Origin of the sequence: Pseudonocardia benzenivorans CB1190 (assembly GCF_000196675.2) — a bacterium.
Classification (GTDB): domain Bacteria; phylum Actinomycetota; class Actinomycetes; order Mycobacteriales; family Pseudonocardiaceae; genus Pseudonocardia; species Pseudonocardia benzenivorans.
Window position 1 is genome coordinate 4,670,960 of the sequence record NC_015312.1, and the last position, 23,114, is coordinate 4,694,073.

The following is a 23,114-nucleotide window of genomic DNA, read 5'->3' on the forward strand; positions in this document are numbered from 1 at the left end:
CGCCAACTCACACCGCCACCGCCAACCCGGCGGTCACGTCGGCCTTGGACCGGTGGGTGCGCTTCACGATCTGCGCAGGCGACAGCCCGAACGCCTCCAGTTGGTGGAACGCCGCCGCGTCCTCGGCCGCCGTCAGCCCGGCCCGGTGGTGATTCTCGGCCAACTGCTCGACCACCCGCATCACGTCCCCCGCCTTGTCTGCTCCTTCCGTGCCCTCGGCGGTGTGGGTGAGGACGTAGACGGGCACGCTCGCACGGCCGGCTTCGATCGCGGCGAGGGTGCGGCGGTGCCCGAACCGCACCACCAGCCCACCCTCGCCGGTGCGGTGGGCGACGATCGACTGCAGCACCCCTTGCTCGCGGATGCTGTTCACGAACCCGGCGTCGAGGCGGGCGTCGACGCGGACGTTGGCGGCGAAGATCAGCGTTGCGGGGTCGACGTGGACTAGCTCCATCCCGGTGGCCGCGGTGTCGGTGGTGGTCTTGCTCATCGTGGGCGCTCCCTGTTTCGGGGGACGTAGGCCCGGTGCCCCGTCCCGTCGGGGTGGTGGGGCGTGCCCCTCCACCGCGCGAGCGCCCAGGCGCGGCCGCCGAGGCTCGCCGTCACTGGAGCAAGCTGAACCGGCCGGACCCGTCGGGGTCCGGTGCGCATCCCGGACCGTCAGGTCATCGCCCAGGCTCGCCAGGCCTTCGAGGTCCGCCTAGACAACGCGAGACCGACGGGACGGGGCGTGCTGACGGCGATGGGGTTGTGCGCCACGAGCGCCTCAGTGACTGACCGGCAGCCGCGCCCACCGGGACCCGCTCCCCGGCCAGGACGGAGTGACACCGACGATGCAGGAGCCAGCACCAACAGACACCAGCGACAACACCCACACACGCGCCGACACGCCCACCAGATGGGCCGGTGTGGACTGGTCGTGGTCCGAACACGCCGTCTGCGTCATTGACGACACCGGTGCCGCACTCGAACGCCTCACCGTCCGTCACACCGCCGCCGGCCTGCGCAAGCTCGTCACCGCCCTGCACCAGCACCAGGTCGCCGGCGTCGCGATCGAACGCGGTGACGGCCCCGTCGTCGCCGCACTCCTCGAGGCCGGGCTGACCGTGTTCCTGATCGTCCCGCAACACGTCACCGCCCTGCGATCGCGCTACACCACCACACGCAACAAAGACGACCGCTTCGACGCCTACCTGCTCGCCGACGTCCTGCGCACCGACCGTCGCCGGCTCACCCCGCTCACCGTCGACACCGACGCGACCGTCGGACTGCGGATGCTCATCCGTACCCGAGCAGACCTGATCAAAGCCCGGGTGGCCGCGCACAACCAGCTCCGCGCGCACCTGCAGCTCGCCCACCCCGGCACGGTCGGGCTGTTCTGCGAGCTCGACGGCAAGATCTCGCTGGCGTTCCTGACCCGCTTCCCCACACCGCGCCACGCCCGCTGGCTCTCGGAGAAACGCCTCGCCGCGTGGCTCAAGGCAGCGCACTACACCCGCCCAACCACCCGCACCCCCGGCCAGCTGTTCGACCACCTCACCCAGGCCCCGGCCGGGCATCCCGACGGCCCCGCCACGGACGCCGCCCAGGTCATCACGCTGGAGCTGGTCGCGCTGCTTACCAACCTGCGTGAACGGATCGCCGTGATTGAGGCCCATATCGAGACCGCGCTCGCTGCGCACGCTGACGCCGCGGTGTTCACCAGCCTGCCCCGCTCCGGGACGGTGCGCGCCGCGACCATGCTCGCCGAGATCGGCGACGCCCGCGGCCGCTACCCCACCGACGACGCCCTCGCCGCCGCAGCCGGCATCTCCCCCTCCACCCGCGCGTCCGGGCGCGCGCACTACGTCGCGTTCCGCCGCGGCTGCAACCACCGCCTCCGCCAGGCCATCGTCGACTTCGCCGACGCCAGCCGCGCCGCGCACCCCTGGGCACAAGACGTCTACGCCCGAGCTCGGGGCCGCGGGCACAACCACGCCCACGCCGTCCGCGTCCTCGCCCGCGCCTGGCTCCGGATCATCTGGCGCTGCTGGCACAACCACACCCCCTACAACCCCGATCACCACGCAGCCGCCGTCAACGCCCGATCCCGCCGAACCCAGTCACCGACGACTGCCCCGTCCCCGACAGCACCACCACCACGGCACCCCACCGCGACCAGCACTGGCGTCGCTTGCTGATCGCGGCCCGCTCCAGCCGCCCGCAGACGGTGTCCAGGCTGGCCGAAGGCCACCCGAAGGGCCTGGCCTGGACACCGGCGAGGACGGTAGGACACTCCGGCGACAGGAACGACCCATCTCGTCACGAGAGGATCAGCCACCATGAGCGCGAGCACCGACCCTGCGCAGGTGTCGCTGCGCCTGGTCTGGCCACAATGGCAAGGCGCCGGCACCTCGAGTGTCGTCGAGCTCGCCGCGGAGTTCCCCTTCGACATCGCCCGCCGCGGCTACGCGGTCGGCTCCGCCGTGCTCGCAGCCGTCCTGCCCCCACACGACGGCCCGACCGTCACCGCACCGGTGACCATGACCGACGACGGCCTCACCGAACTCGACGGCGTCGAGGCCAAGGCCGTGGTCGTCGAGCAGCTTGCCGCGGCGCTGCAGGTGATCACCGAACACGACCCGGCACGGATCACGACGCTGGGCGGCGAGTGCGCGGTCAGCGTCGCCCCGTTCTCCGTCCTGGCCCACCGCTACCGCGACGACCTGGCGATCCTCTGGATCGACTCTCACCCCGACATCGGCACCGGTGCCAGCGCCTACCCCGGCTACCACGCCATGGCCGTGTCCACCCTGATCGGGCACGGCGACCCCGATATCGCCGCCTTGCTGCCCTCGACCGTCTCAGCCGACCACGTGGCGCTCGTCGGTCTGCACGCCTGGACCGACGACGACTTCCCAAACATCGCCGACTGGGGCATCCGCACCTTCAGCCCCGCCGACCTGCGCACGACCAGCACCCCGCTACTTGAGTGGCTCGCCGACACCGGCTGCTCGCGGGTCGCCATCCACTTCGACGTTGACACCATCGACAGCAACGAGATCGTCCTCGGTCTGGGTGCCGAACCCGACGGCCTCACCAGCGCCCAGGCCAGACGAGTGGTCGCCGACATCGACCGCGCAGCAGACGTCGTCGGCCTCACCATCGCCGAGTTCTTCCCCCGCCAGGTCATGCACCTGCAACGGCTTCTGAACGGCTTCCCGCTGCTCGGCCGCTAACACAAAACCGACATGCGACACCGGAGTTCTCTGAGGCCGAGAGGTTGACATGGGGTTGTCAAGGGCAGACCGAAGGTCTGTCGCGATAGCGACGCGGAGCGCAGCGCAGCGCCCTTGATGGGGAGAGCGGCCGTGACAAGCTCAGGGGCACCGGGCCGCACGCCGAAGGCGTGACCACCAGACATCTCGGCCCGCGCGGCCTTGAGCGCACCAGACCCGCGCAGAGCATCGACCCCGCCGGCAGGCCGGCCCGCGCACGACCAGCTGCCGCAATCAACAACGTCCTCCGGCCACACCCCCGCCTCGTCCCCACACCGTGCGCACGCTCTTCCCCGATCCCCCGGTGGCCAGCCGCTCGGCGATCCACGGCTTATCACACAATCGAACACTTGTTCGATCACGGCAGCGCGCGTGACCATCAGGTCGTGCGAGAACACGAGCGCAAGCGCTACGAACAACTGGCCGCGATCGTCGACCGGATCAACGCCGGGGCCCGCGAACTGCGCCGCCTCGGCGCCGGCGACCAGCACGACGGCGCACCCCGCTGGGCCTACGCCGCGTTCTCCATGGCCGCCGTGTTCGACACCGTCGCCGTCAACGTCGCCGTCAACGTCGAGGACATGCCGCGCGTGCTGCTCGGTGACGCCCTGCGCGCGTGTGAGCACCTGCTCGAGCCCCTTCCGGGTGACCGCGCCGACGGCCGCGCCCGCCGCGCGTTGGACCAGTCGTGAGCGACGACCAGCCCGACACCCCGACCGTCCGCGACCGCGCCACAGCAGCCGGCATCCCCGAAACACGGCTCCTCACCTACGTCGAGCGTGGTCTGCTGCTCCTCGACGGCGACGTGGTGTGCGAGCTCGACCAGCCCGCACCCCCGGGCACCCGGCTCCTCGTCACCGGCAGCTGAACCCGACCGGACCAGCAGCCGAGAGGCAGCGCCCGCGCAGGCGCGCCGCATGTCCCGCCCTCGGCAGCCAGACCGCCGCGCAACACCGAACAGCCCGGGACCGGGTGGCTCCGGGGCCTGGCCGACGAGGCGCGGGGTATTCGTCAGCGCTCCAGCATGTCCGCGTCGCGGAGTTGGGCGAGGCTCTCGGCTAGGTCCTCGACGTCGACCCTCCCGGCGGCCGTGAGGCCGGGCATCACCATTACCGGTGTCCCGGCGACCGTGAGCCGGTATTCCTGCCGGCCCCACTGCTCGACGGCCCGCACCAGCGCGGCCGTCGCCGTGGCCCATGCCGCGGCGACGGTCGACTCCGCCCCACCGCGCACCGTCACGGTGTTCTCCGCGCCGGTCGCAAGTACCCCGACCGACCACACCCCGGCTCCCGGCCGGCCGACGGCGTCAGCCCGGCCCGGGTCGGCTGGGTCGAGGCGGTTCGCGCTGTCGTCGTCCATGCCGGTCATCCTCACCCCGCCCACCACCGGGACGGGTGCGGCAGTTGCGGGTTGTCCACAACCCGCAACAGCCCTCCACAACCCCGCGGCTCAGCTGAGAACGGCCTCGCCCTGCGTGCTGTCGATCCCGTCGACGGCGTCGTCGTCGCCGAGGAGCTGCGCCGCCTGCCGCCACCCGGCCAGCAGCGACCGGTAGGCGGCCGAGTCGCACACCTCCCAGGTCACCGGACCGGTCTGGATCCGCAGCATCGCCGGACGCGTCGTCCCCGCCACCGCGTCGAACCACGCGGCCGTCACGCGCGGCACGCCGCCCATGCGCACCATCGCCGCCACCGACGACGGCCCGACCGGCATCGGCCGCTTCCCCACCACCCCCATCGCCAGGCCGCGCGCGAGCACCGCCGTGTTCGCCCATCCGTCCGCGACCGCGCGGGCGGTGATCCCGGCCCGCAGGTAGACCAGCACCGTGCCCAGCGACAGGCCGAGCTGCTGCTCCCGGGTGCCGGCGTGGGAGAAGTCCAGGCGGACCGGGACCGTCCCGGCCACCCGGACCACCACCCCCATCACCGCACACGCACCGGGCCGGACCGGCTCTGGCTGCGGCACGTCGGCGGGCAGGCTCCCGTCACGGCTGCGGCCCGTGCGGCCAGTGGTGGCGTCGGGGCTGGTGGAGTCGGTGCTGGTGGTAGCGGTCATGGCGGGCCTCCCGGCATTCAGGGGGTGTGGCCTGGTGGCCCGTCCCCTTGGGGTGGCGGGGCGCTGTGTTCCCCGCCGCCGTAAGGCGCTCCCGCACGGCCGTCGAGGCTCGCGGTCCACGGGCAGCCGCAGGCTGTCGCCGAAGGCGACGCGTAGCGCCCTTGACCGTGAGTGAGGCCGTGCAAAGCCAAGGGCCGCCAGGCCGCCGCCGCAGGCGGCTCCACCATCAGTTCACGGCCGCGCGACCATGAGCGGAAATCTCGACGTAGCGCTCGGCCGAGTGTCGCGGACCAGCCTGCGCCGCCCGGCGCGCAGGGCCAGTCGGCCGACCAGTACGCCACGGCGGTGATCAGGACGAATGACGCGAGGGTTCACCGAACACGTCCCGGCAGGACTTCCTCCCGCCGGGACATGCGCATGCTCGTTGGCGGGCCCGCGCCGATACTCGGCGTCGCTGAGGACCTCTTCGCCGTCGGCTACGCCGTCGCAACCTGTACGACGTAGGCGACGGCCAGCCCGACCGCCAGGAGCCCCAGCATGACCCGCAGACCGGCGTCGGGGAGCCGGTGCTGGAGCCGGGCGCCGACGTAGCCGCCCACGACTCCGCCGACGCCGCACAGCAGTCCGACGCTCCACACCGGCGCCACCGGGCCGTCGCTGACCAGCGACAACACCCCGTATGTAGCGACGCCGGCGAGCGAGGTGACGAATGTCGACGCCAGTGCGGCCGGTGCGACGGCGGCGATCGGCAGGCCCATCCCGACGAGGATCGGGCCGAGCAGCGATCCACCGCCGATCCCGTACACCCCACCGATCACGCCGACGCCCAGCCCGAGCAGAGTGAGTGTGGCCCGTCGCGGCGCCGGGCTGCGACGGTCCTCCGCCACCGGCCGGCGCACGACCAACCACAGTCCCAGCGGCAGCAGCAGTGCGGCGGCCAGCACGCGGAACACCTCGACGCCCGGTGCAGCGAGCACCCGGACCACGGCACCGACCACGACCCCCGGGACGGTGCCGACGAGCAATTGGGGCACGAGCGGCGATCGGAGCCCACCGGTGCGGTGATGACGCAGTAGCGCACCGGGTGTGGCGACCACGTTGAACAGCAGGTTCGTCGGGGTCACCGCCGGGCTGGGAATGCCGAGCAGGTCGAGTTGCACGGGAAGCAGGAACACCGCGCCGGACACGCCGACCGGGGTGGTCACCAGCGCAACGAGCAACCCGGCGGCGAGCGCACCCAGCGCCGTCGGCAAGTCGATCACGCCCGGATCGTGCACGGTGTTCGTGGGGTTGTCACGTCGCCACCATCGGCGTGACCAGGCATTTTCGGCGAAGGGGCGGCTGCCGGTCCGAGGATGGGTCTCCTAGGATCGCGCCATGCCGCAGTTCCGACTTGCGCAGGCCGCGGACCTTCTCGGAGTCAGCCGCGACACCGTCCGCCGCCGCGTGGATGACGGCCTGTTGCCTGGTGTCCAAGACGACACCCAGCATGTCGTCGTCGTCGACGGCGCCGCTCTCGCCGCGTACATGCAGGATCGCCGTACGCTGCCGGACGACCCTGTCCCGGTGGCGTCCTCGGCGCGCAACAGGATGGTCGGGATCGTCGTCGCGGTTGTCAGCGGCCCGGTGATGTCACAGGTCGAGATGCAGTGCGGACGGCACCGGGTCGTATCGCTGCTGAGCACCGAGGCCGTCGAGGATCTCGGGCTCGAGCCCGGGAAGCTCGCGGTCGCCGTGGTCAAGTCGACCGACATCACCGTCGAGGTCTCGCCGATCCGCGAACGGCCAGCGAGTTTCTGACGCGCCACCCGGTCAGCCCGGCCGGTCGTGGCCTCGGACCAATCGGGGCACCAGCCGCACATAGACGATCATGCCGACGACCTCGACGAGGGTCTGAGTGACGATCACGACGGGTGCGGCGGCGAGCGCGTCCGGCAGCGCCAGGGCCAGCGGCAGGACGACGAGCGAGTTTCGCGTGGCGCCGGTGAACACGACGGCCCGCCCGTCCCGCACCCCGAGCCTGAACAGCCGGGCCACCAGCGTGCCGAGCAGGGCCATGACGAGCAGGAACACCACGTAGAACGGTGCCACTCGCGCGACCACCGACAGCTCTCCGCCGACCTTGGCCACCTGCGAGGCGACCACGGCGAAGAGGGTGGCGACCATCAGCGGCACCATCGCCGCGCTCAACCCTGCCGCGACACGCGCGCCAGTCGGCTGTCTCGCTGCCCAGGCCTGCGTCGACCAAGCCAGCGCGAGCGGAACGACGATAAGGACGAGGAACGCTTCGAGGAATGGGCCGGCTTCAACGACCTCGCCCAGCTGCCGGCCGAGGAACAGCACCAGGAACAGTGGTAGCAGCACCATCTGGGCCAGCAACAGCAATGGGGTCGCGGCGAGTAGACGATCGTTGCTGCCGCCCGCCAGGCCGGAGAACACGATCACGTAGTCCACGCACGGTGCCAGCAGCACCAGCAGGAACCCGACCCGCACAGCCTGGTCGGCCGGGAGGAACCCGAACATCGCCGCCACGACCAGCGGGACGACGACGAAGTTCACGACCATCACGGCGCCCAGGAACCGTCCCGCCCGCAACGACCGCACCAGCTCCGACGCGGGGACCTGCAGGAACGTCACATAGAGCAGGACACCGAGCACGGGGTTGATCGCAACCTCGAGCCCCGGTCCCGCGGCCGGGGCGAGCAGCCCCACCACGACGCCAACGACGATGGCCCCGATGTAGATCGCGATCTGGTGATCGTCCATCCAGCCGGCCACACCCGACCCGTCCGACTCATCCCCATCAGGCACCCTGCGGACTCCTTCCGAGGCTGTTCGCGTAATGCGGGTGTCCAGGCCATTGTCAGGTCGCATTCATCTCGCGGGTGACCTGACCTGCCTATAGACCGCGCAGCCGCCCTCCGGGACGTCCACAGGTCGGGCACTAGCAGCTGGTCCACACGTCGCAGCCAGAGGCTGTCGCGTAGCGACGCGGAGCGCAGCCGAGCGCCCTTGACCGTGAGTGCGGCCGTGTAAAGCCAAGGGCCGCAAGGCCGCCGTCGCAGGTGGCTCCTCCATCAGTCCTTCAGCCGATAGGCACAACCCCGCGCCGCGAGCGCCGGCTCACCGGACTCGTCAGCAGGCAGACGGCCTTCGCATCTGGCGACCCGGTTCCGTTAGTGTTAGCTTACCGTTCGTGGAGACGAACGGAGAGGGTGCGCTCGGCCTCCTCGGTGACCCGAGCAGACGCGCGATCTTCGAGCTCCTCGCCCGCCACCCGTGCTCGGTCCAGGAACTCACCGACCTGCTGCCGATCAGCCGCCCCGCGGTGTCGCAGCACCTGAAGGTCCTCAAGGACGGTGGCCTGGTCGTCAGCCGAGCCGAGGGAACGCGGCGGATCTACCAGCTCCGCCCCGACGGGGTCACCGCCCTACGTACCTGGCTCGACGGCGTGTGGCAGGACGCCCTCACGGGTTTTCAGAAGCAGGCCGAGGCATCCACGCCCGGCCTGGAACCCGACCCGAACGACCACCTGAACGACGAGCCGGAGGAACGATGAACGACGTTGCGCCCCTTCCCCCGATCACCGGGTCCGTGTCGCTGGCCGTACCGGTCGAGCACGCGTTCGCGGTGTTCACCGGCGACATCAACACCTGGTGGCCCCACCAGTTCCACATCGGCGCCGCCGACATCGCCGAAGTGATCCTCGAGCCCCGAGTCGGCGGACGCTGGTACGAACGCGGCGTCGACGACAGCGAGTGCGACTGGGGCCGCGTCCTCGTCTGGGAACCGCCACACCGGATCGTGTTCACCTGGCAGATCAACGGCACCTGGCAGTACGACCCCGACCCGACCAAGGCCAGCGAGATCGAAGCCCGCTTCCGGTCCGACGGCGACCACCAGAGCATCGTCGACGTCGAACACCGGCTCTTCGAACGCCTCGACGGCGGCGACGCGATCCGCGGCGCCATCAACGGCGGCGGCGGATGGGCGCTACTGCTCGAGGGCTACGCCACCTCGGTCAAGGACCACGCGTGACCGCCACCAAACCCGACACCAAGGCCATGGCCCGCGCCGAACGCGAAGACCTCGCCGCGTTCCTCGCGACGCTGACGCCCGAGGAGTGGGACGCACCCACCCTGTGCACCCGCTGGCGGGTCCGCGATGTCGTCGCCCACATGTTCAGCTACGACGACCTGCGCCCGCTCGCTCTTGTCGGGCGCCTCGCCAAGGGCTCGGGCGCCGCCAACGACATCGGCGTCGACCAGCTGGGTGACCGCAGCCCTGACGAGCTGCTCGCGCTCGTCCGGACCCACCTCACGCCGCGCGGGTTGACCGCCGGCTTCGGTGCCCGGATCGCGCTGACCGACGGCACGATCCACCACCAGGACATCCGGCGCCCCCTCGGGCGCCCGCGGGAGATCCCGAACGACCGACTCCGGGTGGCCCTGGACTACGCCCGGACCGCGCCACCGATCAAGGCGAAGGCACGTGTCCGTGGGCTGACCCTGCAGGCCACCGACCTCGACTGGCGATGCGGTGACGGGCCCGTCGTCGAGGGCCCCGGCGAGTCGCTGCTGATGGCCATGGCCGGTCGACCCGTCGCCGACGAGCTCACCGGCCCGGGCCGAACGATGCTGGCCGAACGGATCAGTGCCTGAGCCGGAGTCAATCGTCTGGTTCGTGGCGGTCCGTCGGACGCCGGCATTACCGTTCGGGAACGCCCGGCCGGCAAGTCGGGCGGGACGGCGGCAGCGTGCCTAGGCTTCGAACCCGTTCGCTTGCGCCGCCGAAGACAGGTCGTGCCGATGACCGTCCAGACCGAACGTGTTGCCACCGCGCCGACGACGACGATGGCCCGCGCATTCACCGCGCTGCGCATCTTCACCGGCCTGGTGTGGCTGTCCAACGGGCTCGCGAAGCTCACCAACGTCGGACAGGTCGACTGGGGCTTCTTCTCCTTCAACCTGATCACGAAGGGCTCCGCGCAGTTCATCGCGAACGACGCCACGACCAAGACCCATATCCCCGCGCTCGGCGCTTTCTACCGTGACGTCGTGCTCGCTCACTGGGGCTTCTTCGGGACGTTCCTGACCGTCGCGGAGCTGGCGGTGGGGCTGGGCCTGGTCTTCGGGGTGCTCACCCGGCTCGCCGCGGTCGGCGGGCTGCTGCTCATCGCACCGATCTGGATCATGCTGTGGCCGGCGGGCGGATACCTGTGGGAGTACCCGGCCGAGGACCTGTTCCCGCTGGTTCTGCTCGCGATCGTCCCCGCCGGCCGGGTCGGCGGTCTCGACCGTCGCCTGGCGCCACGGCTGAACAACCGCTGGCCGACCTGAGTCGCTAACCCTCGCCGCGCCGGCGCAGGACAGGCGCGGTGTCCCCGTCGCCGGTCATCTCGTCGAGCAGTCGTCCGATGCGGTGGACGGTCATCCGGCCGGTCGCGTGCGCGAGCAGGCCACGTCCCCTGCGCGCGAGATCGACGACCTGCTCCCGGGCGACCCCGGCCGGTGCCCGGGTCAGCATTGCGGTCGCGACGGCGGCGACCGCGTCCGCACCGGCCGTGACCGCACGCGCCAGTCGCAGCGCCTGCTCGGGCGGGTAGCCGGCGTCGAGACAGCTCCGCAACAGCTGCAGCAGCGACGGGCTGGGGACGCAGTAGCCGTGCGGCTCGCAGGGCTCCACGACCCCGGCGTCGACGAGATCGGTGATCCGCTCCGGCACCAGCTCGGGCAGCAGCAGTCCGAGCTGGTCTGCCGTGGCCGGCGCGCCCGGCTCGTCGACGTGCACGAGCTGGTCGGGGTCGAGCCCGAGCACCTCGCCGATGTCGGCGCCGGAGCGCCACGAGTCGATCAGGTCACCGATCCCGGCGAGCGAGTAGCCGCGTCGTTGCAGGCGGGCGATCAGGTGCAGACGTGTCAGGTGCGATGCCCCGTACACCCCGACCCGGCCTCGACGCCGGGGCCCGGGCAGCAGCCCGAGCGTCTGGTACTCACGGATGGTCCGCACCGGCACACCCGCCCGCCGGGCCAGCTCGTCGACCGACATCTCGTTCTGGAGCGGCAGCGAATCGGAACTCACCCGGTCGACTGTAACGGTATCTACCGTTACAGTGAATGCCGTGATTGACGCGGTCGCGGTCGATCGGCTCGCTGCCGACGTGCTCGTCGTGCTGCGCGAGCACACGGCGAACCCGCATCTGTCGTTCGCCGCGCCCCCGCGCGTGCTCACCGGCGGATTCTGGGCAGAGCTGCTCGCGTTCCGCGTCGACGACGCGCCCGATGGCTGGCCCGCCGAGCTGGTCGTGCGGGTGATGCCCGATCCCGTCGTGGCCGCGAAGGAGACCGCCGTTCAGGGCGCGGTCGCCGCACAGGGCTTCCCGACACCCGCGGTCCGCCTCGCGGGCGGCCCCGACGCCGGGCTGGGGCGCGCCTTCATGGTGATGGACCTGGCCGACGGCGCCCCGCTGCTCGCCGGTCTGGGTGGCTCGACGACGGTCGCGGCACTCCCCCGCTTGCTGCGACGGCTTCCCGACGTACTGGCCTCGACGATGGCGGTGCTGCACCGGCTCGACACGGCCCCTGTGCGGGCGCGGCTGGTGGCTGCCGGCACGCCGGTCGTCGACATCCCCGGGCTGCTGGCCGGGTTGGCCGAGTCGGCCCGGGCGTGTGGACGAGCCGACCTGGTAGCCGTTGCGCAGTGGTTGCGTGCGCATCCGCCCGCGCCCGAGCCGGACGTCATCTGCCATGGCGACCTGCACCCGTTCAACGTGCTGGTGGCCGACGATGGGCGCGTCACGGTCCTCGACTGGTCGGCGGCGGTGCTCGCCCCCGCGGCCTACGACGTCGCGTTCACCAGCCTGCTGCTGGCCGAGCCGCCGATCACCGCCGCGGCTCCGGTCCGCGCCGCACTGCGCGGGGTCGGGGCATTGCTCGCACACCGGTTCCGACGTCGCTACGAACGGGCGGCCGGGCCGGTCTCGCCGCAGTCTCTGCGCTGGCACACGGCGCTGGTCTGCCTGCGTGCCCTGGTGCAGGTCGCGTCGTGGTCGCGAGCGGGCGCGCTCGACGAGCACCGAGGACATCCGTGGCTGCTGTCCGGGCCGGCGATCGCGGCCCGCCTGGCACGGATCACGGCGACTGCGGTCGACGCTCGCTGAGGAGGACGGTCATTCGCCTCCGGCCAGCGCGGCGACGACGGCCCGGACGACGGCGAGCGCGTCGTGCACCCCGTTGTCCTGGCCCTTCTCGAAGTCGTCCCCGGCGGTGGCCATCGTGTTGGTGACGTGCGCGAGGCAGACGACGGCCCGACCTGACGCCTCGGCGTAGGCGTAGAGCGCGGCCGCCTCCATCTCGACGCACACCGCACCGGCGGCCTCGGCCCGCGCGATCGCGGTGGCCGTCTCCCGATAGGGGGCGTCGGTCGTCCACGCGGCGCCGGTGACGACCGGCTGCGCGGCCGCCACCCGCATTCCGGCGAGGCCTCTGCGCAGGGGTTCGGCGAGCCGGCTCCACATGGCGGGCGGCAGGTAGTGCGTGCTCGTTCCCTCGTCGCGCAGCGCGCGGTCGATCAGAACGAAGCAGGGCGTGCGGGGCAGCGGGGCGAGCTGGCCCGCCGAGGTCACGCTCACCACGAGCTCCGCGCCGGACGCAGCGAGCTGCTCGGCCACGAGCACCGCGAACGGCGCCCCGACGGCCATCCCCACGACGCCGATCTCGACCCCGTCGACGACCGTCGTCCACATCTCGGTGTGGTAGCACGCCCAGCCGGGGTGCTGACGGCCCGCGCCGGCGGCGAGGTGGCGCGCGATGTCCCCGTCCGGGTCGAGCAGGCACACCGCCGGCACCGCCACGTCGGGCAAGCCGCGCTGGCGGCGTGCCTCGCGGAGCAGGTTGCCCGGCTCGAACACGGTCGGCTGCGCGTAGTCCTTGCCGTCGAGCAGCGGGAGCGTCGGCTCCTGGTCGGCGTGCATGTCGTCGATCAGATCATGTCCGACGTCGGTCGTCGCCGGTCGCGGTGCGGGTCGTGCATCGCCACCAGACTCCACAGCCCGGACGCGGCGGTGAGCACGGCGGCGACGAGCACCGCCGCCTGCAACGACGCGAGCGCCGCGGTGACCCCACCGACCAGCGCCCCGATCGCGTACCCGGTGTCGCGCCAGAACCGGTATCCGCCCAGCGCGGCGGCGCGGGCGGTCGGGTGCACCGCGTCGCTGATCGCGGCGAGCAGCGCCGGGTAGACCAGCGCGGTTCCGATGCCGAGCAGGAAGGAGCCGACGAGTCCGGCGACGAACGCGTGCGAGAGGCCGGCCACGATGACGACGAGCCCCACCGCCTGCACGGCCATCCCGACGACGACCGGGACCTTGCGGCCGATCCGGTCGGCGAGATGCCCGGTGCCGAGCATGCCGACGGCCCACATGAACGGGTAGAGCGCCTTGATGATGCCCACGCCGTCGAGCGCGACGCCGGACCGCACGAGCAGCACGGGCAGCAGGACCCAGGTGAGCCCGTCGTTGAGGTTGTTGACCAATCCGGCCTGGCTGATCGAGGCGAGGCTCCGGTCACGCCAGCTGACCTGGGCGAACATGTGGGCCAGTCCGGGCGACGGCTCCTGCGACGCGGCGGCCGGGCGGTGCTGCGCGGCCTCGAGCCGCGCATGCGCCCCGGTGTCGCGCACGACGGTCACCGCGAGCGCCAGGCCGGCGACGACGTAGCAGGCGCCGAGCAGCTCCGGAATGGGCTGCAGCCCGTAGGACGTCGCGAGGTAGCCGGTGGCCAGCGCGGTGAGCGCGACGCCGAGGTAGCCCGCGGTCTCGTTGATCCCCAGGGCGAGGCCCCGGCGCGACGGGCCGACGAGGTCGATCTTCATGTTGACCGTCATGGACCAGGTCAGCCCCTGGTTGACGCCGAGCAGGACGTTGGCTGCCACCACCCACCACCAGCTCGTGGCGAAGGCCAGCATGAACGGCACCGGCAGCCCGACGAGCCAGCCGACGACCAGCACGCGCCTGCGGGTGAACCGTCCGACGACGGCGCCCCCGACCAGGTTCGTGACGGCCTTGGTCAGCCCGAACGCCACGACGAACAGCGCGATCGTCAGGTCGCCGAGGCCGAACACCTCGGCGCCGACGAGCGGGGTGACGGTCCGTTCCAGGCCGACCATCCCGCCCACGAACAGGTTGACCACGGCCAGCAGCGAGAACTGGACGACGTTCTCCCGCAGTCCGAGCCGAACCGAGGCCGTGGCCACCTTGGGCGTCCCGTCGGGCCCGGTCACGTCGCCGCTGCGGTCGGTCGGTCCGTACCCGTCGCGAGGGGACGGCCGTGGGCCTGCGCCCAGTCCCACGGGCCACCGACGACGATGCCGACGTCGCGCTGTCCGGCACGTTCGAGCAGGCTGGCCGCGGTGGCCGCCCGCTCGCCGTGCCCGCACATCACGACGGTCGCCGACTGAGCCATGTCGCCAACGAGGGCGGCGACCGACCCGAGCTCCACGTGCTGCGCGGCGGGCACGTGCCCGGCCGTGTACTCGACCGTCTGCCGCACGTCCACGATGTGACCAGCGGTGTCGACGTCCGCCGCGTCGACGAGTCGGGTCCGGGCGAGCGGGTGACCCGCGGCGGCCCAGGCGTCGACCCCGCCGTCGAGCTCGCCGACGATCGTCTCCACACCGATCTCGAGCGCCTTCCACACGACGTCGGCCACGTCCTGGTCGCCCTCGCGCACGACGACGATCTTGGCGCCGGCGGGTACCACCCACCCCAGCCACGACGCGAACTGGTCGCGCAGCGCGATCGACACCGACCCCGGCAGGTGCCCCGACGCGTACGCGGCGACCGGGCGCACGTCCACGACCACCGCACCCGACGACCGCAGGCCCGCGACCAGCGACGCCGGCAGCGGCGCGAGCGGGCCCGTGGCGCTGCTGTCGAGGACCGCCGGGCCCTGCCGGTTGCGTTCGCCCAGCAGGTGGAAGTAACCGGGATGACTGCCCAACGAACCGAGCAGGGCGTCGACGAACGTCTGCTCGTCAGGCGCGGCCAACAACGGGTTGGTGACGAGCTCGTGGGCGATCGTGGAGGTGCGTTCGGCGCCGGGCGGCGCGGAGCAGAACGAGCCCGCACCGTGGGTCGGCCACACGGCGGTCGGTCCCGGCAGTGCGGCGAGGCGGCGCAACGACGCGTACTGGGCGCGGGCGAGCTCGTCGGTGCGGTCCGGGCCGAGCAGATCGGGCCGCGCGGCCGACCCGACGATGAGCGATCCGCCGGTGAACACGCCCACCGGGCGGTCAGCGTCGGAGACCAGGAACGACAGGTGCTCGTCGGTGTGCCCGGTGGTGGCCAGTGCCGTCACGGTCAGGCCACCGAGCTCGACCTGGTCACCGTCGCGCAGGCCGCGATGGGCGAAGGCGCGTCGGCCGGCCGCGGACGCCAGCACCGTCGCCCCCTGGTCGTGGGCGAGCTGGACGGCGCCGGAGAGGAAGTCGGCGTGCAGGTGGGTGTCTGCGGCGAAACGGATGCGCAGGTTCTCGTCGCGTGCGCGGGCGAGCACGGCTCGTAGGTCGCGCGGTGGGTCGACGACGAGCGCGGACCCGTCGCCGAGGTCGAGCAGGTAACAGGAGTTGCCCAGACCCTCGTCGACGATGGCATGGACCTGGACCGCTGACTCCACCTGTGGCCTCCTCACGCGCGACCCCACGACCGGGCGCTGATGCTACGGTATTCCATAGATTTTTGGAGGATGCATGGGTGACGGCGCCGCGAAGACCGAACTGTTCGAGCAGCTCGCCCGGGTGGGTAAGGCGCTCGGCAGCGGGAAACGCCTGGAACTGCTGGACCTGCTCGCCCAGGGCCCCCGCAGCGTCGCCGACCTCGCGGCCGTGGCCCGGCTCGAGCTCACCACCGCCTCGTCTCATCTGCAGGCCCTCAAGCGCGCGGGACTCGTCACCACGACCCGCCACGGCACGACGATCGAGTACGCCCTCGCCGGTGACGACGTCGCCGCGCTCTGGCTGGCGCTACGTGAGGTCGCCGCCCGACGCGTCGCCGACGTGCGCCCGGCGGCCGCGGCCTACCTCGGGCCCGAGGACACCGAGGAGATCGACCGCGCCGAACTGCTCCGCCGTGTCTCCGCGGGCACGGCGATCGTGCTCGATGTGCGCCCGGCCCCGGAGTACGCGGCCGCGCACATCCCGGGAGCGGTGTCGATCCCGCTCGACGAGCTCGCCGGCCGTCTCGAGGAGATCCCGGCCGACCAGGAGGTCGTCGCGTACTGCCGGGGTGCGCTGTGCGTGTTCTCCCACGACGCCGTGCGCTTGCTCGCCGCGCGCGGACGACGGGCGGTCCGGCTCGTCGACGGCTTCCTGGAGTGGCAGCTCGCGGGCCATCCGGTCGACGTCCACGATCGCTGAGCCACGTCAGGCCGGCGCCCTCGCCGTTCCCAGGACGTGGGGTGTCGAGGGCTGGGTGAACCGGGCGTCCGGGAACCGCAGCCGCCGGCACTCCTCGATCGCGAACCCGGCCTCTCGCAGCAGGTCGACCGGGTCGGTGGCGGTGTGGCAGCCACCCGTCAGCAGCGGCCAGACGGTCGCGTCGGCGAGCCGTTGCACCGCGCGCAGGCCGGGGGTCTCCGCGATCGTGTGTTGCAGGAACCGCGCGACTCCACCGGGCCGCAGCACGCGCCGGACCTCGGCGAGTGCTGCAGCACGATCCGGCAGGGAGCACATCACCAGGCAGAGCACCACGGCGTCGGCACAGCCGTCCGGCAGCGGCAGCCGCTCGGCGACCCCCGGTACGACGGTGACTGTGACCGCGGACGTGACCGCCGCGTCCGTGGCCAGCCGACGCAGACGAGGCTCGGGCTCGACAGCCGTCACCGCCTCGACCGCAGCGGGGTAGCGCGCGAAGTTACGTCCGTTCCCGGCGCCGATCTCGACCACCGCCCCGGACAGCGGACCCAAGAGCTCGGCCCGGAGCTCGCCCATGCCCTCGTCGTCCATCCGGGCGCTCATCGACGCGTAGAAGCGACTGAAGAACCGCCGCGCCCGGTCGGTGGACTCGACACCTCCGTCGTCACCCACCGCGTCCTCCGTCTCCCGCGACCTCGACGACCGCGCCCCGACGGTCTACCAGGGACCCCGACGTTCGCGCCGCGCGGCTTACGCCGGCTGGGGCCAGCGCCGGTGGTGGGCGTCGATGACGACGTGGTGGGTGTGCACCCACGAGGTGCCGTCCCACTCGGGGTGCGCGGAGTGGTCGTGTGCCGGCTCGGCGTCGTGGCGGTGACGCACGACCGGCGACAGACCCGTCGGCCACAACCGTACGGCCACCACCGCCGCGACGATCACGAGCGCCGAGAGGACCGTCCACGCGACGGTGAACCCCGCTGCCGCCCCGACCCACCCTGCCAGCGGATAGGCGACGAGCCAGCAGGCGTGGGACAGCGAGAACTGCGCGGCGAAGACCGCGGGCCGGTCCTCCTCCGAGGCCGACGACCGCACGACCCGCCCGATCGGGAGCATGACCAGTCCGCCGCCGAAACCGATGAGGGCCCACACGCCGACGGCCGCCGGCCAGGACGGGAACCGCGACATCGTGACCGCACCGGCGACCGCGACCGTGGTGGTCAGCGCTCCGAGGAGCAGGACACGCCGTTCGGTCCCCCACCGCAGGAGCAACGGGGCGCAGAACGCCGCGGCCACCGTTCCCGCGCCGGAGACGGCGAGCAGCAGCGGAACCCGCGCCTCGGCCGCCCCGAGGAGGTCTCGCACGACGTTGACCGTGCTCACGATCGTGATCGCGCCGGACGCCGCGACCACCATGTCGAGCGCGAGCACCGCGCGCAGCCGCGGCGTCGCGGCGAACACGCGCAGACCCGCGGACACCCGGTCGCCGAGGCGCACCCGTTCGCTGCGCCGGGCGGCGGGAACACGAGCCCCGACGACGAGCAGCGCCGACGCGACGAAACCGAGCGCTGTTCCGAGGAAGAGAGAACTGAACTCGACGACGAGCAGCAGCGCGGCGGCCAGGAGCGGACTGACGATGTTCTCCAGCGACGACGCGACCTGCGACGCCGACAATGCGGTCGTGTAGTCGCCCTCGTCCGGGAGGATGTCGGGCAGGACGGACTGGAAGGTCGGGGTGAACGTCGCGGATGCGGCCTGCAGCACCGCGATCAGCGCGTACACCTGCCAGGCCGCGTCCACCAGGGGCAGCATCAACACGACCGCGACGCGGACCAGGTCGGCCCCGACCATGAGCACGCGTCGCGGGACGCGGTCGGCGTACGCGCCGACCAGCGGCGACACACAGACGTAGGCCACCATCTTGATGGTGAGCGCGGTGCCGAGCACCTCTCCCGCGCGGGGCCCCGCGAGGTCGTAGGCGAGCAGCCCGATCGCGACCGTCGCGAGCCCGGTGCCGACGAGGGCGACGACCTGCGCGACGAACAGCCGCCGATAGACCCGATTTCGAAGCAGCGCGCGCATTCTTCTCGTATCGACTTTCTCGTCTCCCGGCCGGACGGTTCGAGACGATAGAACACGAATTCGAATGCGACAATCACGCTATTGCACTCGAATTGCAGTCGACGGATCGGGGCAACTGCCGCCACGGCGCTGTCGCCCACGAAGCGCACACCTGCCCGGCGGGGGTTCTCCCCACCCGAGCTCGGGTGCCCACCCCGACCAAGCCGGGGGAACAACCCATGCCCACCAGCACACGAAACGGGCAAAATATTCCTCACACGACGGAGCGACCGAAACACCGGAAGCGCCGACAGGAGCCACACAACCCGAAACGACCCGAAAACGGAGCCCCTCCAATGTTCAAGAGCACCTGCCCCTCCAAGAACCGCGACCACGACAACGACAAGTGGAACGACGGCGGCTACGGCGGCAAGCACCACGACAACGACAAGTGGGGCGGCTACGGCGGCAAGCACGACAAGAACAACGACCACGACAAGTGGAACGACAACAACTGGGACAACGACAAGTACGGCTGCCACGACTCCAAGAACGACCACTACGACAACGACGACAAGTGGAACGACGACTACAACAAGTGGGACGACAAGAACGACAAGTACGGCTGCCACGACAACCAGTACGACCACAACAGCTACAACAACTGACCGCAACGAGCCGGGCCGGGTGCCGTGGGGGCGTCCGGACCCGAGGCCGCCGACGGCGCGGAGCTCGTGGGGAGCTCGGCACCGACCGGAAGCGGTCGTCCGACACAGTGTGCGCCCGGGCTGGGCCTGCCCGGGCGCACACTCGTGTGTGTGCGGCTCCGCAGCCGTCAGCCGTCCACGGGCGGCACGACCTCGATGAGCAGGAGAGCGAGCCCGGTCTCCTCGTCCTCGACGACGAGAGCCCCCGCGGTGTCGGCCCGGAAGCGCAGCACCCCGGGCTCCAGCGGCGTGGAGGTCGTCTCGAAGCCACGGACGTGCATCCGGCCCGGCGGACCCGGTGCCGCGACGACCTCGACGTCGGACCCGAGCAGAACGGTCTCCCGCCGGACCTCGGCGATCGCGGGGTCACGGGTCGCCAACTCGACCCGCACAGTGAGGCTCTCCGCCGCGGTCCTCCCGAGCGGGGACCTTGCCTCTTCCTGCGGCGGGCCGGCTGGTTCGGCGCCGCAGCCGCTGACCACCGACACCGCGACGAGGGTCGCGAGCGCGGCGCGCGAGGCCGGCCGCAATCTCCCCGTCACGCCCGGTCCCGACCATGCGGTTCGGGGTCAGGGCGACCGAGGATCGGTTCGGTCAGCTCCTCGTGGTCACGCGGCGGCCGGGTACCTGCTCTCCGGTGCCGACGGCGTCCGAACCAGACGACGGTCGCGACGATCAGGGCACACACCAGCAGCGGGATGCCGAGGAAGACGACGAGCCCCAACGCGACGGTCATCCGACAGCCTCCGTCGCCGGGCGCGCCCTCGGTGGCCGGAACCGCTGCAGCGCAAGGCTGTGGGACACGACGAAGACCGACGAGAGCACCATCGCCGCGCCCGCGACGAGCGGGGTCAGCAGCCCCACGGCCGCCAGCGGCACGGCGGCGGCGTTGTAGCCGAAGGCCCACACCAGGTTCCAGCGGATGGTGCGATGCGTGCGGCGGGCGAGCTCGACCGCCGCGGCCACCGCGGTCAGGTCGTCGCGGCCGAGGACGATGTCCGCAGCGTCGATCGCAGCGTCGGTCCCCCGCCCGACGGCGATCCCGAGATCCGCGGCCGCGAGGGCGGCGGCGTCGTTGATGCCGTCCCCGACGAGGGCGACGGTGTGGCCGGCGGCCTGCAGCGCGCGGACCGCGGCGACCTTGTCCTCGGGCGAGGCGTCGGCCGTGACCTCGGTGGCCGGGTCGAGCCCGACCCGAGCGGCCACGGCCACAGCGGTCCGCAGGTTGTCGCCGGTCAACATGCGCGGGACGAGACCGATCGCGCGCAGGGTGGAGATGGCGGTCGGCGCGCTGGGCCGCGGCTCGTCGGTGAGCGCGACGAGCCCCAGCAGCCGGTCGTCGGCCACCACCCCGACGACGGTGGCGCAGGTCGCCTCGAGCGCTGCGCCGCGTCGCACGAGCTCGGCGGGCAGCTCGACCGCGGTGTCGGCGAGCATCCTCGCCGTTCCTACCGCGACGCATCGCCCGTCGACGGTCCCGGTGACGCCGCGACCCGGGAGCGCGGTGAAGTCGTCGACATCGGCCGTGCTGCTCGCCGCGGCGACGATCCCGGCGCCGATCGGGTGCTCCGAACCCTGCTCGACGGAGGCGGCCAGTCGCAGCAGCTCTTCGGCCGGGACACCGTCGACCGGGACGACCGCCGAGACGTGCATCCGGCCCTCGGTGAGGGTGCCGGTCTTGTCGAACAGGACGGTGTCGACGGCGCGCGTGGACTCGAGGGCGCGGGCGCCCTTGATGAACAGCCCCAGCTCCGCGCCGCGGCCGGTGCTGGTCAGGACCGCCATCGGCGTGGCCAGCCCGAGCGCGCACGGACAGGCCACGATCAGCACCGCGATCCCGGCGGTGACGGCCGCGGCGGCGGAGCCGTCGAGCACGAGCCATCCGACGGTGGTCGCCACTGCGACCAGCAGGATCGTCGGCACGAACACCGCGCACACCCGGTCGGCCAGCCGCTGGACGCGCGCCTTGTCCTCCTGCGCACGTTCGACGAGGCGGGCCATCCTCGCCAGCCGACCGTCGGCACCGACGCGGGTGGCCCGCACGTGCAGCAGCCCGTCGAGGTTGCGGGTGCCACCCACGACGGCGGCGCCGGGTTCCACATCGCGCGGGGTCGACTCACCGGTGACGACGCTCGTGTCGACCGACGCCGTCCCGGACAGCACCTCGCCGTCGGCCGGGATCGCCTGGCCCGGCCGCACGACGACGACGTCCCCGACCACGAGCCGCTCGGGAGGCATGCGCTCGACGACGTCGCCGCGCACCACCTCGACGTCACGGACGTCGGCGGCGAGCAGGGTCCGCATCGTCGAGGCGGCCCGACGCTTCGACCGTGCCTCGAAATAGCGCCCGGCCAGCAAGAACGTGACCACGACGGCGACGACGTCGAGGTAGAGCGCGCCATCGGACCGGGTGAGGACCGACCAGCCCGCGCCGAGCCCCGGCTCGACGGGACCGTCGCGGACCATCATCGCCAGCGACCAGCCCGTCGCCGTGATCACGCCGAGGGAGACGAGGGTGTCCATCGTCGAGGTGCGATGCGCCAGCCCGCGCCACGCGGCACGGTGGAAGGGCCAGGCGCACCAGCCGACCAACGGTGTGGCGAGTAGGAGGCAGACCCAGGTCCAGCCCGGGAACCGCAGTTCGGGGAACAGCGACAGGGCCAGCGAGAGGTCGGCCAGCGGTACCGCGAGCACGGCCGCGACCATCAGCCGGCGGCGCAGGTCGCGGACGGCCCGCTCGCTGTCACCGTCCGCGTCGGCCGCGGCGTCGGGCAGGTGGTCGACGCGCCTGGCCTGGTAGCCGGCGCGTTCGACCGCCTCGATCAGCGAGCGGGGGTCGGTGTCCGGTGGGCAGACCACGCTGGCGCGTTCCGTGGCGTAGTTGACCGTCGCGGCGACGCCGTCGATCCGCCCGAGGGTTCGGGCGACCCGGTCGGCGCAGGCGGCGCAGGTCATTCCGCCGATCTGGACCGTGTACGTCCGGCGGTCGGCTCGGCCGGTGTCGAGCGCCGCAGTCATCAAGGGCCTCCTGTCGGGATGGGTGCAGGCTCGGCGGCGATCCGCTCGACCACCGGCAGGAGCTCGCTGATGCGGACGGTGCCGAGGAAGACGGCCGCGACGCGGTGCCCGCGGTCGAGGACGAGCGTCGACGGCACGACGTTGGGCGGGAACCCGCGCAGCGCGGCCAGGCTCCGTGCAGGCGGGTCGAAGATCGACGGGTACTCGACGTCGCGGCTGCGCAGGAAGTCGCGGGCGGCGTCGCGGTCGTCGCGCACGGCGACCCCGAGGACGGTAACGCCGTCGTCACGGGTCGACCGGTACACCTCCTGCAGGTCGGGCACCTCGTCGCGGCACGGCCCGCACCAGGAGCCCCAGATGTTGAGCACGACGACCCGGCCGGCGAAGTCGTCGAGGGCGAGGCGCCGGCTCGCGTCGGCGAGGTCCTCGCCTGCAAGTCCGCGGACGGTTCCTCTCGTCTCGGGCGGGTCGTAGGTCAGGCGCGTCCTGCCACCGGGGGCGACGAACGTGAATTCCGACGGTGGCGCGGCCGCGCCGTCGCGCGGTGGCGTGAACGAACACCCGCCCGTCACCAGCGCGGCCACCAGGGCGGATGCGAGCAGCACGAGGC

27 protein-coding genes are annotated in these 23,114 nt (G+C 72.2%); 12 read left to right on the plus strand and 15 right to left on the minus strand.

Annotation, left to right across the window (positions count from 1 at the left end):
* Positions 1 to 7: 7 nt before the first annotated feature.
* Positions 8 to 490 (minus strand): ParB/RepB/Spo0J family partition protein, encoded by a 483-nt coding sequence (locus PSED_RS21805; protein ID WP_041759947.1) that lies wholly within the window; start codon positions 488 to 490, stop codon positions 8 to 10.
* A 418-nt stretch (positions 491 to 908) separates the two neighbouring features.
* Between PSED_RS21805 and PSED_RS21810 the strand changes: the two genes are divergently transcribed.
* The 4 genes from PSED_RS21810 (at position 909) to PSED_RS21825 (ending at position 4,125) form a co-directional block, all read left to right on the plus strand.
* Positions 909 to 2,180, plus strand: a complete 1,272-nt coding sequence (locus PSED_RS21810) for an IS110 family RNA-guided transposase (protein WP_233899100.1) — start codon at positions 909 to 911, stop codon at positions 2,178 to 2,180.
* 141 nt (positions 2,181 to 2,321) lie between these two features.
* Positions 2,322 to 3,218 carry an arginase family protein gene (locus tag PSED_RS21815; protein WP_013676410.1) on the plus strand — a complete coding sequence of 299 codons (897 nt, stop codon included), beginning with the start codon at positions 2,322 to 2,324 and terminating at the stop codon, positions 3,216 to 3,218.
* A 425-nt stretch (positions 3,219 to 3,643) separates the two neighbouring features.
* On the plus strand, positions 3,644 to 3,949 hold the full coding sequence (locus PSED_RS21820; protein WP_013676411.1) for a hypothetical protein: 306 nt from the start codon (positions 3,644 to 3,646) through the stop codon (positions 3,947 to 3,949).
* Complete coding sequence (locus tag PSED_RS21825) at positions 3,946 to 4,125, plus strand: hypothetical protein (RefSeq protein ID WP_013676412.1); 180 nt, start codon at positions 3,946 to 3,948, stop codon at positions 4,123 to 4,125. Before PSED_RS21820 ends, PSED_RS21825 begins: the two co-directional genes overlap by 4 nt.
* Positions 4,126 to 4,268: 143 nt before the next feature.
* Here the strand turns inward: PSED_RS21825 and PSED_RS21830 are convergent, their stop codons facing one another.
* The 3 genes from PSED_RS21830 to PSED_RS21840 form a co-directional block, all read right to left on the minus strand.
* Complete coding sequence (locus PSED_RS21830) at positions 4,269 to 4,616, minus strand: hypothetical protein (protein ID WP_013676413.1); 348 nt, start codon at positions 4,614 to 4,616, stop codon at positions 4,269 to 4,271.
* A 90-nt stretch (positions 4,617 to 4,706) separates the two neighbouring features.
* The gene (locus PSED_RS21835) at positions 4,707 to 5,312 is read right to left on the minus strand and encodes a hypothetical protein (RefSeq protein WP_013676414.1); all 606 of its coding nucleotides are present in this window, start codon (positions 5,310 to 5,312) and stop codon (positions 4,707 to 4,709) included.
* A 476-nt stretch (positions 5,313 to 5,788) separates the two neighbouring features.
* Complete coding sequence (locus PSED_RS21840; RefSeq protein WP_233899102.1) at positions 5,789 to 6,574, minus strand: TSUP family transporter; 786 nt, start codon at positions 6,572 to 6,574, stop codon at positions 5,789 to 5,791.
* 115 nt (positions 6,575 to 6,689) lie between these two features.
* Here PSED_RS21840 and PSED_RS21845 point away from each other — a divergent pair, with 115 nt between their 5' ends.
* Positions 6,690 to 7,112 carry a TOBE domain-containing protein gene (locus PSED_RS21845; RefSeq protein WP_013676416.1) on the plus strand — a complete coding sequence of 141 codons (423 nt, stop codon included), beginning with the start codon at positions 6,690 to 6,692 and terminating at the stop codon, positions 7,110 to 7,112.
* 12 nt (positions 7,113 to 7,124) lie between these two features.
* On the opposite strand, the gene PSED_RS21850 is transcribed toward PSED_RS21845, so the two are convergent.
* A complete protein-coding gene (locus tag PSED_RS21850; RefSeq protein WP_041761994.1) occupies positions 7,125 to 8,078 on the minus strand; it encodes an arsenic resistance protein in 954 nt (317 codons plus the stop codon).
* Positions 8,079 to 8,508: 430 nt separating this feature from the next.
* On the opposite strand from PSED_RS21850, the gene PSED_RS21855 reads away from it, so the two are divergent.
* The 4 genes from PSED_RS21855 (at position 8,509) to PSED_RS21870 (ending at position 10,651) form a co-directional block, all read left to right on the plus strand.
* On the plus strand, positions 8,509 to 8,871 hold the full coding sequence (locus tag PSED_RS21855) for an ArsR/SmtB family transcription factor (protein ID WP_013676418.1): 363 nt from the start codon (positions 8,509 to 8,511) through the stop codon (positions 8,869 to 8,871).
* A complete protein-coding gene (locus PSED_RS21860; RefSeq protein ID WP_013676419.1) occupies positions 8,868 to 9,350 on the plus strand; it encodes an SRPBCC family protein in 483 nt (160 codons plus the stop codon). The genes PSED_RS21855 and PSED_RS21860 overlap by 4 nt, the downstream gene beginning before the upstream one ends.
* Complete coding sequence (locus tag PSED_RS21865; RefSeq protein ID WP_013676420.1) at positions 9,347 to 9,973, plus strand: maleylpyruvate isomerase family mycothiol-dependent enzyme; 627 nt, start codon at positions 9,347 to 9,349, stop codon at positions 9,971 to 9,973. Before PSED_RS21860 ends, PSED_RS21865 begins: the two co-directional genes overlap by 4 nt.
* A gap of 147 nt (positions 9,974 to 10,120) precedes the next feature.
* Entirely contained in the window at positions 10,121 to 10,651 is a 531-nt protein-coding gene (locus tag PSED_RS21870; protein WP_049803471.1) for a DoxX family protein, read from the plus strand.
* A gap of 4 nt (positions 10,652 to 10,655) precedes the next feature.
* Here PSED_RS21870 and PSED_RS21875 read toward each other — a convergent pair whose 3' ends face one another.
* A complete protein-coding gene (locus PSED_RS21875; protein WP_049803472.1) occupies positions 10,656 to 11,393 on the minus strand; it encodes a MerR family transcriptional regulator in 738 nt (245 codons plus the stop codon).
* A 40-nt stretch (positions 11,394 to 11,433) separates the two neighbouring features.
* Between PSED_RS21875 and PSED_RS21880 the strand changes: the two genes are divergently transcribed.
* On the plus strand, positions 11,434 to 12,471 hold the full coding sequence (locus PSED_RS21880; protein ID WP_041759951.1) for a phosphotransferase: 1,038 nt from the start codon (positions 11,434 to 11,436) through the stop codon (positions 12,469 to 12,471).
* A gap of 9 nt (positions 12,472 to 12,480) precedes the next feature.
* Here PSED_RS21880 and PSED_RS21885 read toward each other — a convergent pair whose 3' ends face one another.
* From PSED_RS21885 to PSED_RS21895, 3 genes are read right to left on the minus strand one after another with little or no spacing between them, the layout of a single operon-like run.
* On the minus strand, positions 12,481 to 13,284 hold the full coding sequence (locus PSED_RS21885) for a phosphorylase family protein (RefSeq protein WP_013676423.1): 804 nt from the start codon (positions 13,282 to 13,284) through the stop codon (positions 12,481 to 12,483).
* A gap of 8 nt (positions 13,285 to 13,292) precedes the next feature.
* Positions 13,293 to 14,591, minus strand: a complete 1,299-nt coding sequence (locus PSED_RS21890) for an MFS transporter (protein WP_013676424.1) — start codon at positions 14,589 to 14,591, stop codon at positions 13,293 to 13,295.
* Positions 14,588 to 15,985, minus strand: coding sequence for an MBL fold metallo-hydrolase (locus PSED_RS21895; RefSeq protein ID WP_013676425.1), 1,398 nt, complete (start codon positions 15,983 to 15,985; stop codon positions 14,588 to 14,590). The genes PSED_RS21890 and PSED_RS21895 overlap by 4 nt, the downstream gene beginning before the upstream one ends.
* A 73-nt stretch (positions 15,986 to 16,058) precedes the next feature.
* Here PSED_RS21895 and PSED_RS21900 point away from each other — a divergent pair, with 73 nt between their 5' ends.
* Positions 16,059 to 16,724, plus strand: coding sequence for an ArsR/SmtB family transcription factor (locus PSED_RS21900; protein ID WP_013676426.1), 666 nt, complete (start codon positions 16,059 to 16,061; stop codon positions 16,722 to 16,724).
* A gap of 6 nt (positions 16,725 to 16,730) precedes the next feature.
* Here the strand turns inward: PSED_RS21900 and PSED_RS21905 are convergent, their stop codons facing one another.
* Positions 16,731 to 17,393, minus strand: coding sequence for a class I SAM-dependent methyltransferase (locus PSED_RS21905; protein ID WP_013676427.1), 663 nt, complete (start codon positions 17,391 to 17,393; stop codon positions 16,731 to 16,733).
* 78 nt (positions 17,394 to 17,471) lie between these two features.
* Complete coding sequence (locus PSED_RS21910) at positions 17,472 to 18,800, minus strand: MFS transporter (protein WP_013676428.1); 1,329 nt, start codon at positions 18,798 to 18,800, stop codon at positions 17,472 to 17,474.
* Positions 18,801 to 19,135: 335 nt separating this feature from the next.
* Here PSED_RS21910 and PSED_RS21915 point away from each other — a divergent pair, with 335 nt between their 5' ends.
* Positions 19,136 to 19,447, plus strand: a complete 312-nt coding sequence (locus PSED_RS21915; RefSeq protein WP_013676429.1) for a hypothetical protein — start codon at positions 19,136 to 19,138, stop codon at positions 19,445 to 19,447.
* A gap of 167 nt (positions 19,448 to 19,614) precedes the next feature.
* On the opposite strand, the gene PSED_RS21920 is transcribed toward PSED_RS21915, so the two are convergent.
* Genes PSED_RS21920 through PSED_RS21935 form a run of 4 tightly spaced genes read right to left on the minus strand, consistent with a single transcriptional unit; the run spans position 19,615 to position 23,109 of the window.
* Positions 19,615 to 20,028, minus strand: a complete 414-nt coding sequence (locus PSED_RS21920; protein ID WP_013676430.1) for a hypothetical protein — start codon at positions 20,026 to 20,028, stop codon at positions 19,615 to 19,617.
* Entirely contained in the window at positions 20,025 to 20,222 is a 198-nt protein-coding gene (locus tag PSED_RS21925; RefSeq protein ID WP_013676431.1) for a hypothetical protein, read from the minus strand. The genes PSED_RS21920 and PSED_RS21925 overlap by 4 nt, the downstream gene beginning before the upstream one ends.
* Positions 20,219 to 22,504 (minus strand): heavy metal translocating P-type ATPase, encoded by a 2,286-nt coding sequence (locus PSED_RS21930; RefSeq protein WP_013676432.1) that lies wholly within the window; start codon positions 22,502 to 22,504, stop codon positions 20,219 to 20,221. The genes PSED_RS21925 and PSED_RS21930 overlap by 4 nt, the downstream gene beginning before the upstream one ends.
* Positions 22,504 to 23,109 carry a TlpA disulfide reductase family protein gene (locus PSED_RS21935; RefSeq protein WP_013676433.1) on the minus strand — a complete coding sequence of 202 codons (606 nt, stop codon included), beginning with the start codon at positions 23,107 to 23,109 and terminating at the stop codon, positions 22,504 to 22,506. Before PSED_RS21935 ends, PSED_RS21930 begins: the two co-directional genes overlap by 1 nt.
* Positions 23,110 to 23,114 lie beyond the last annotated feature (5 nt).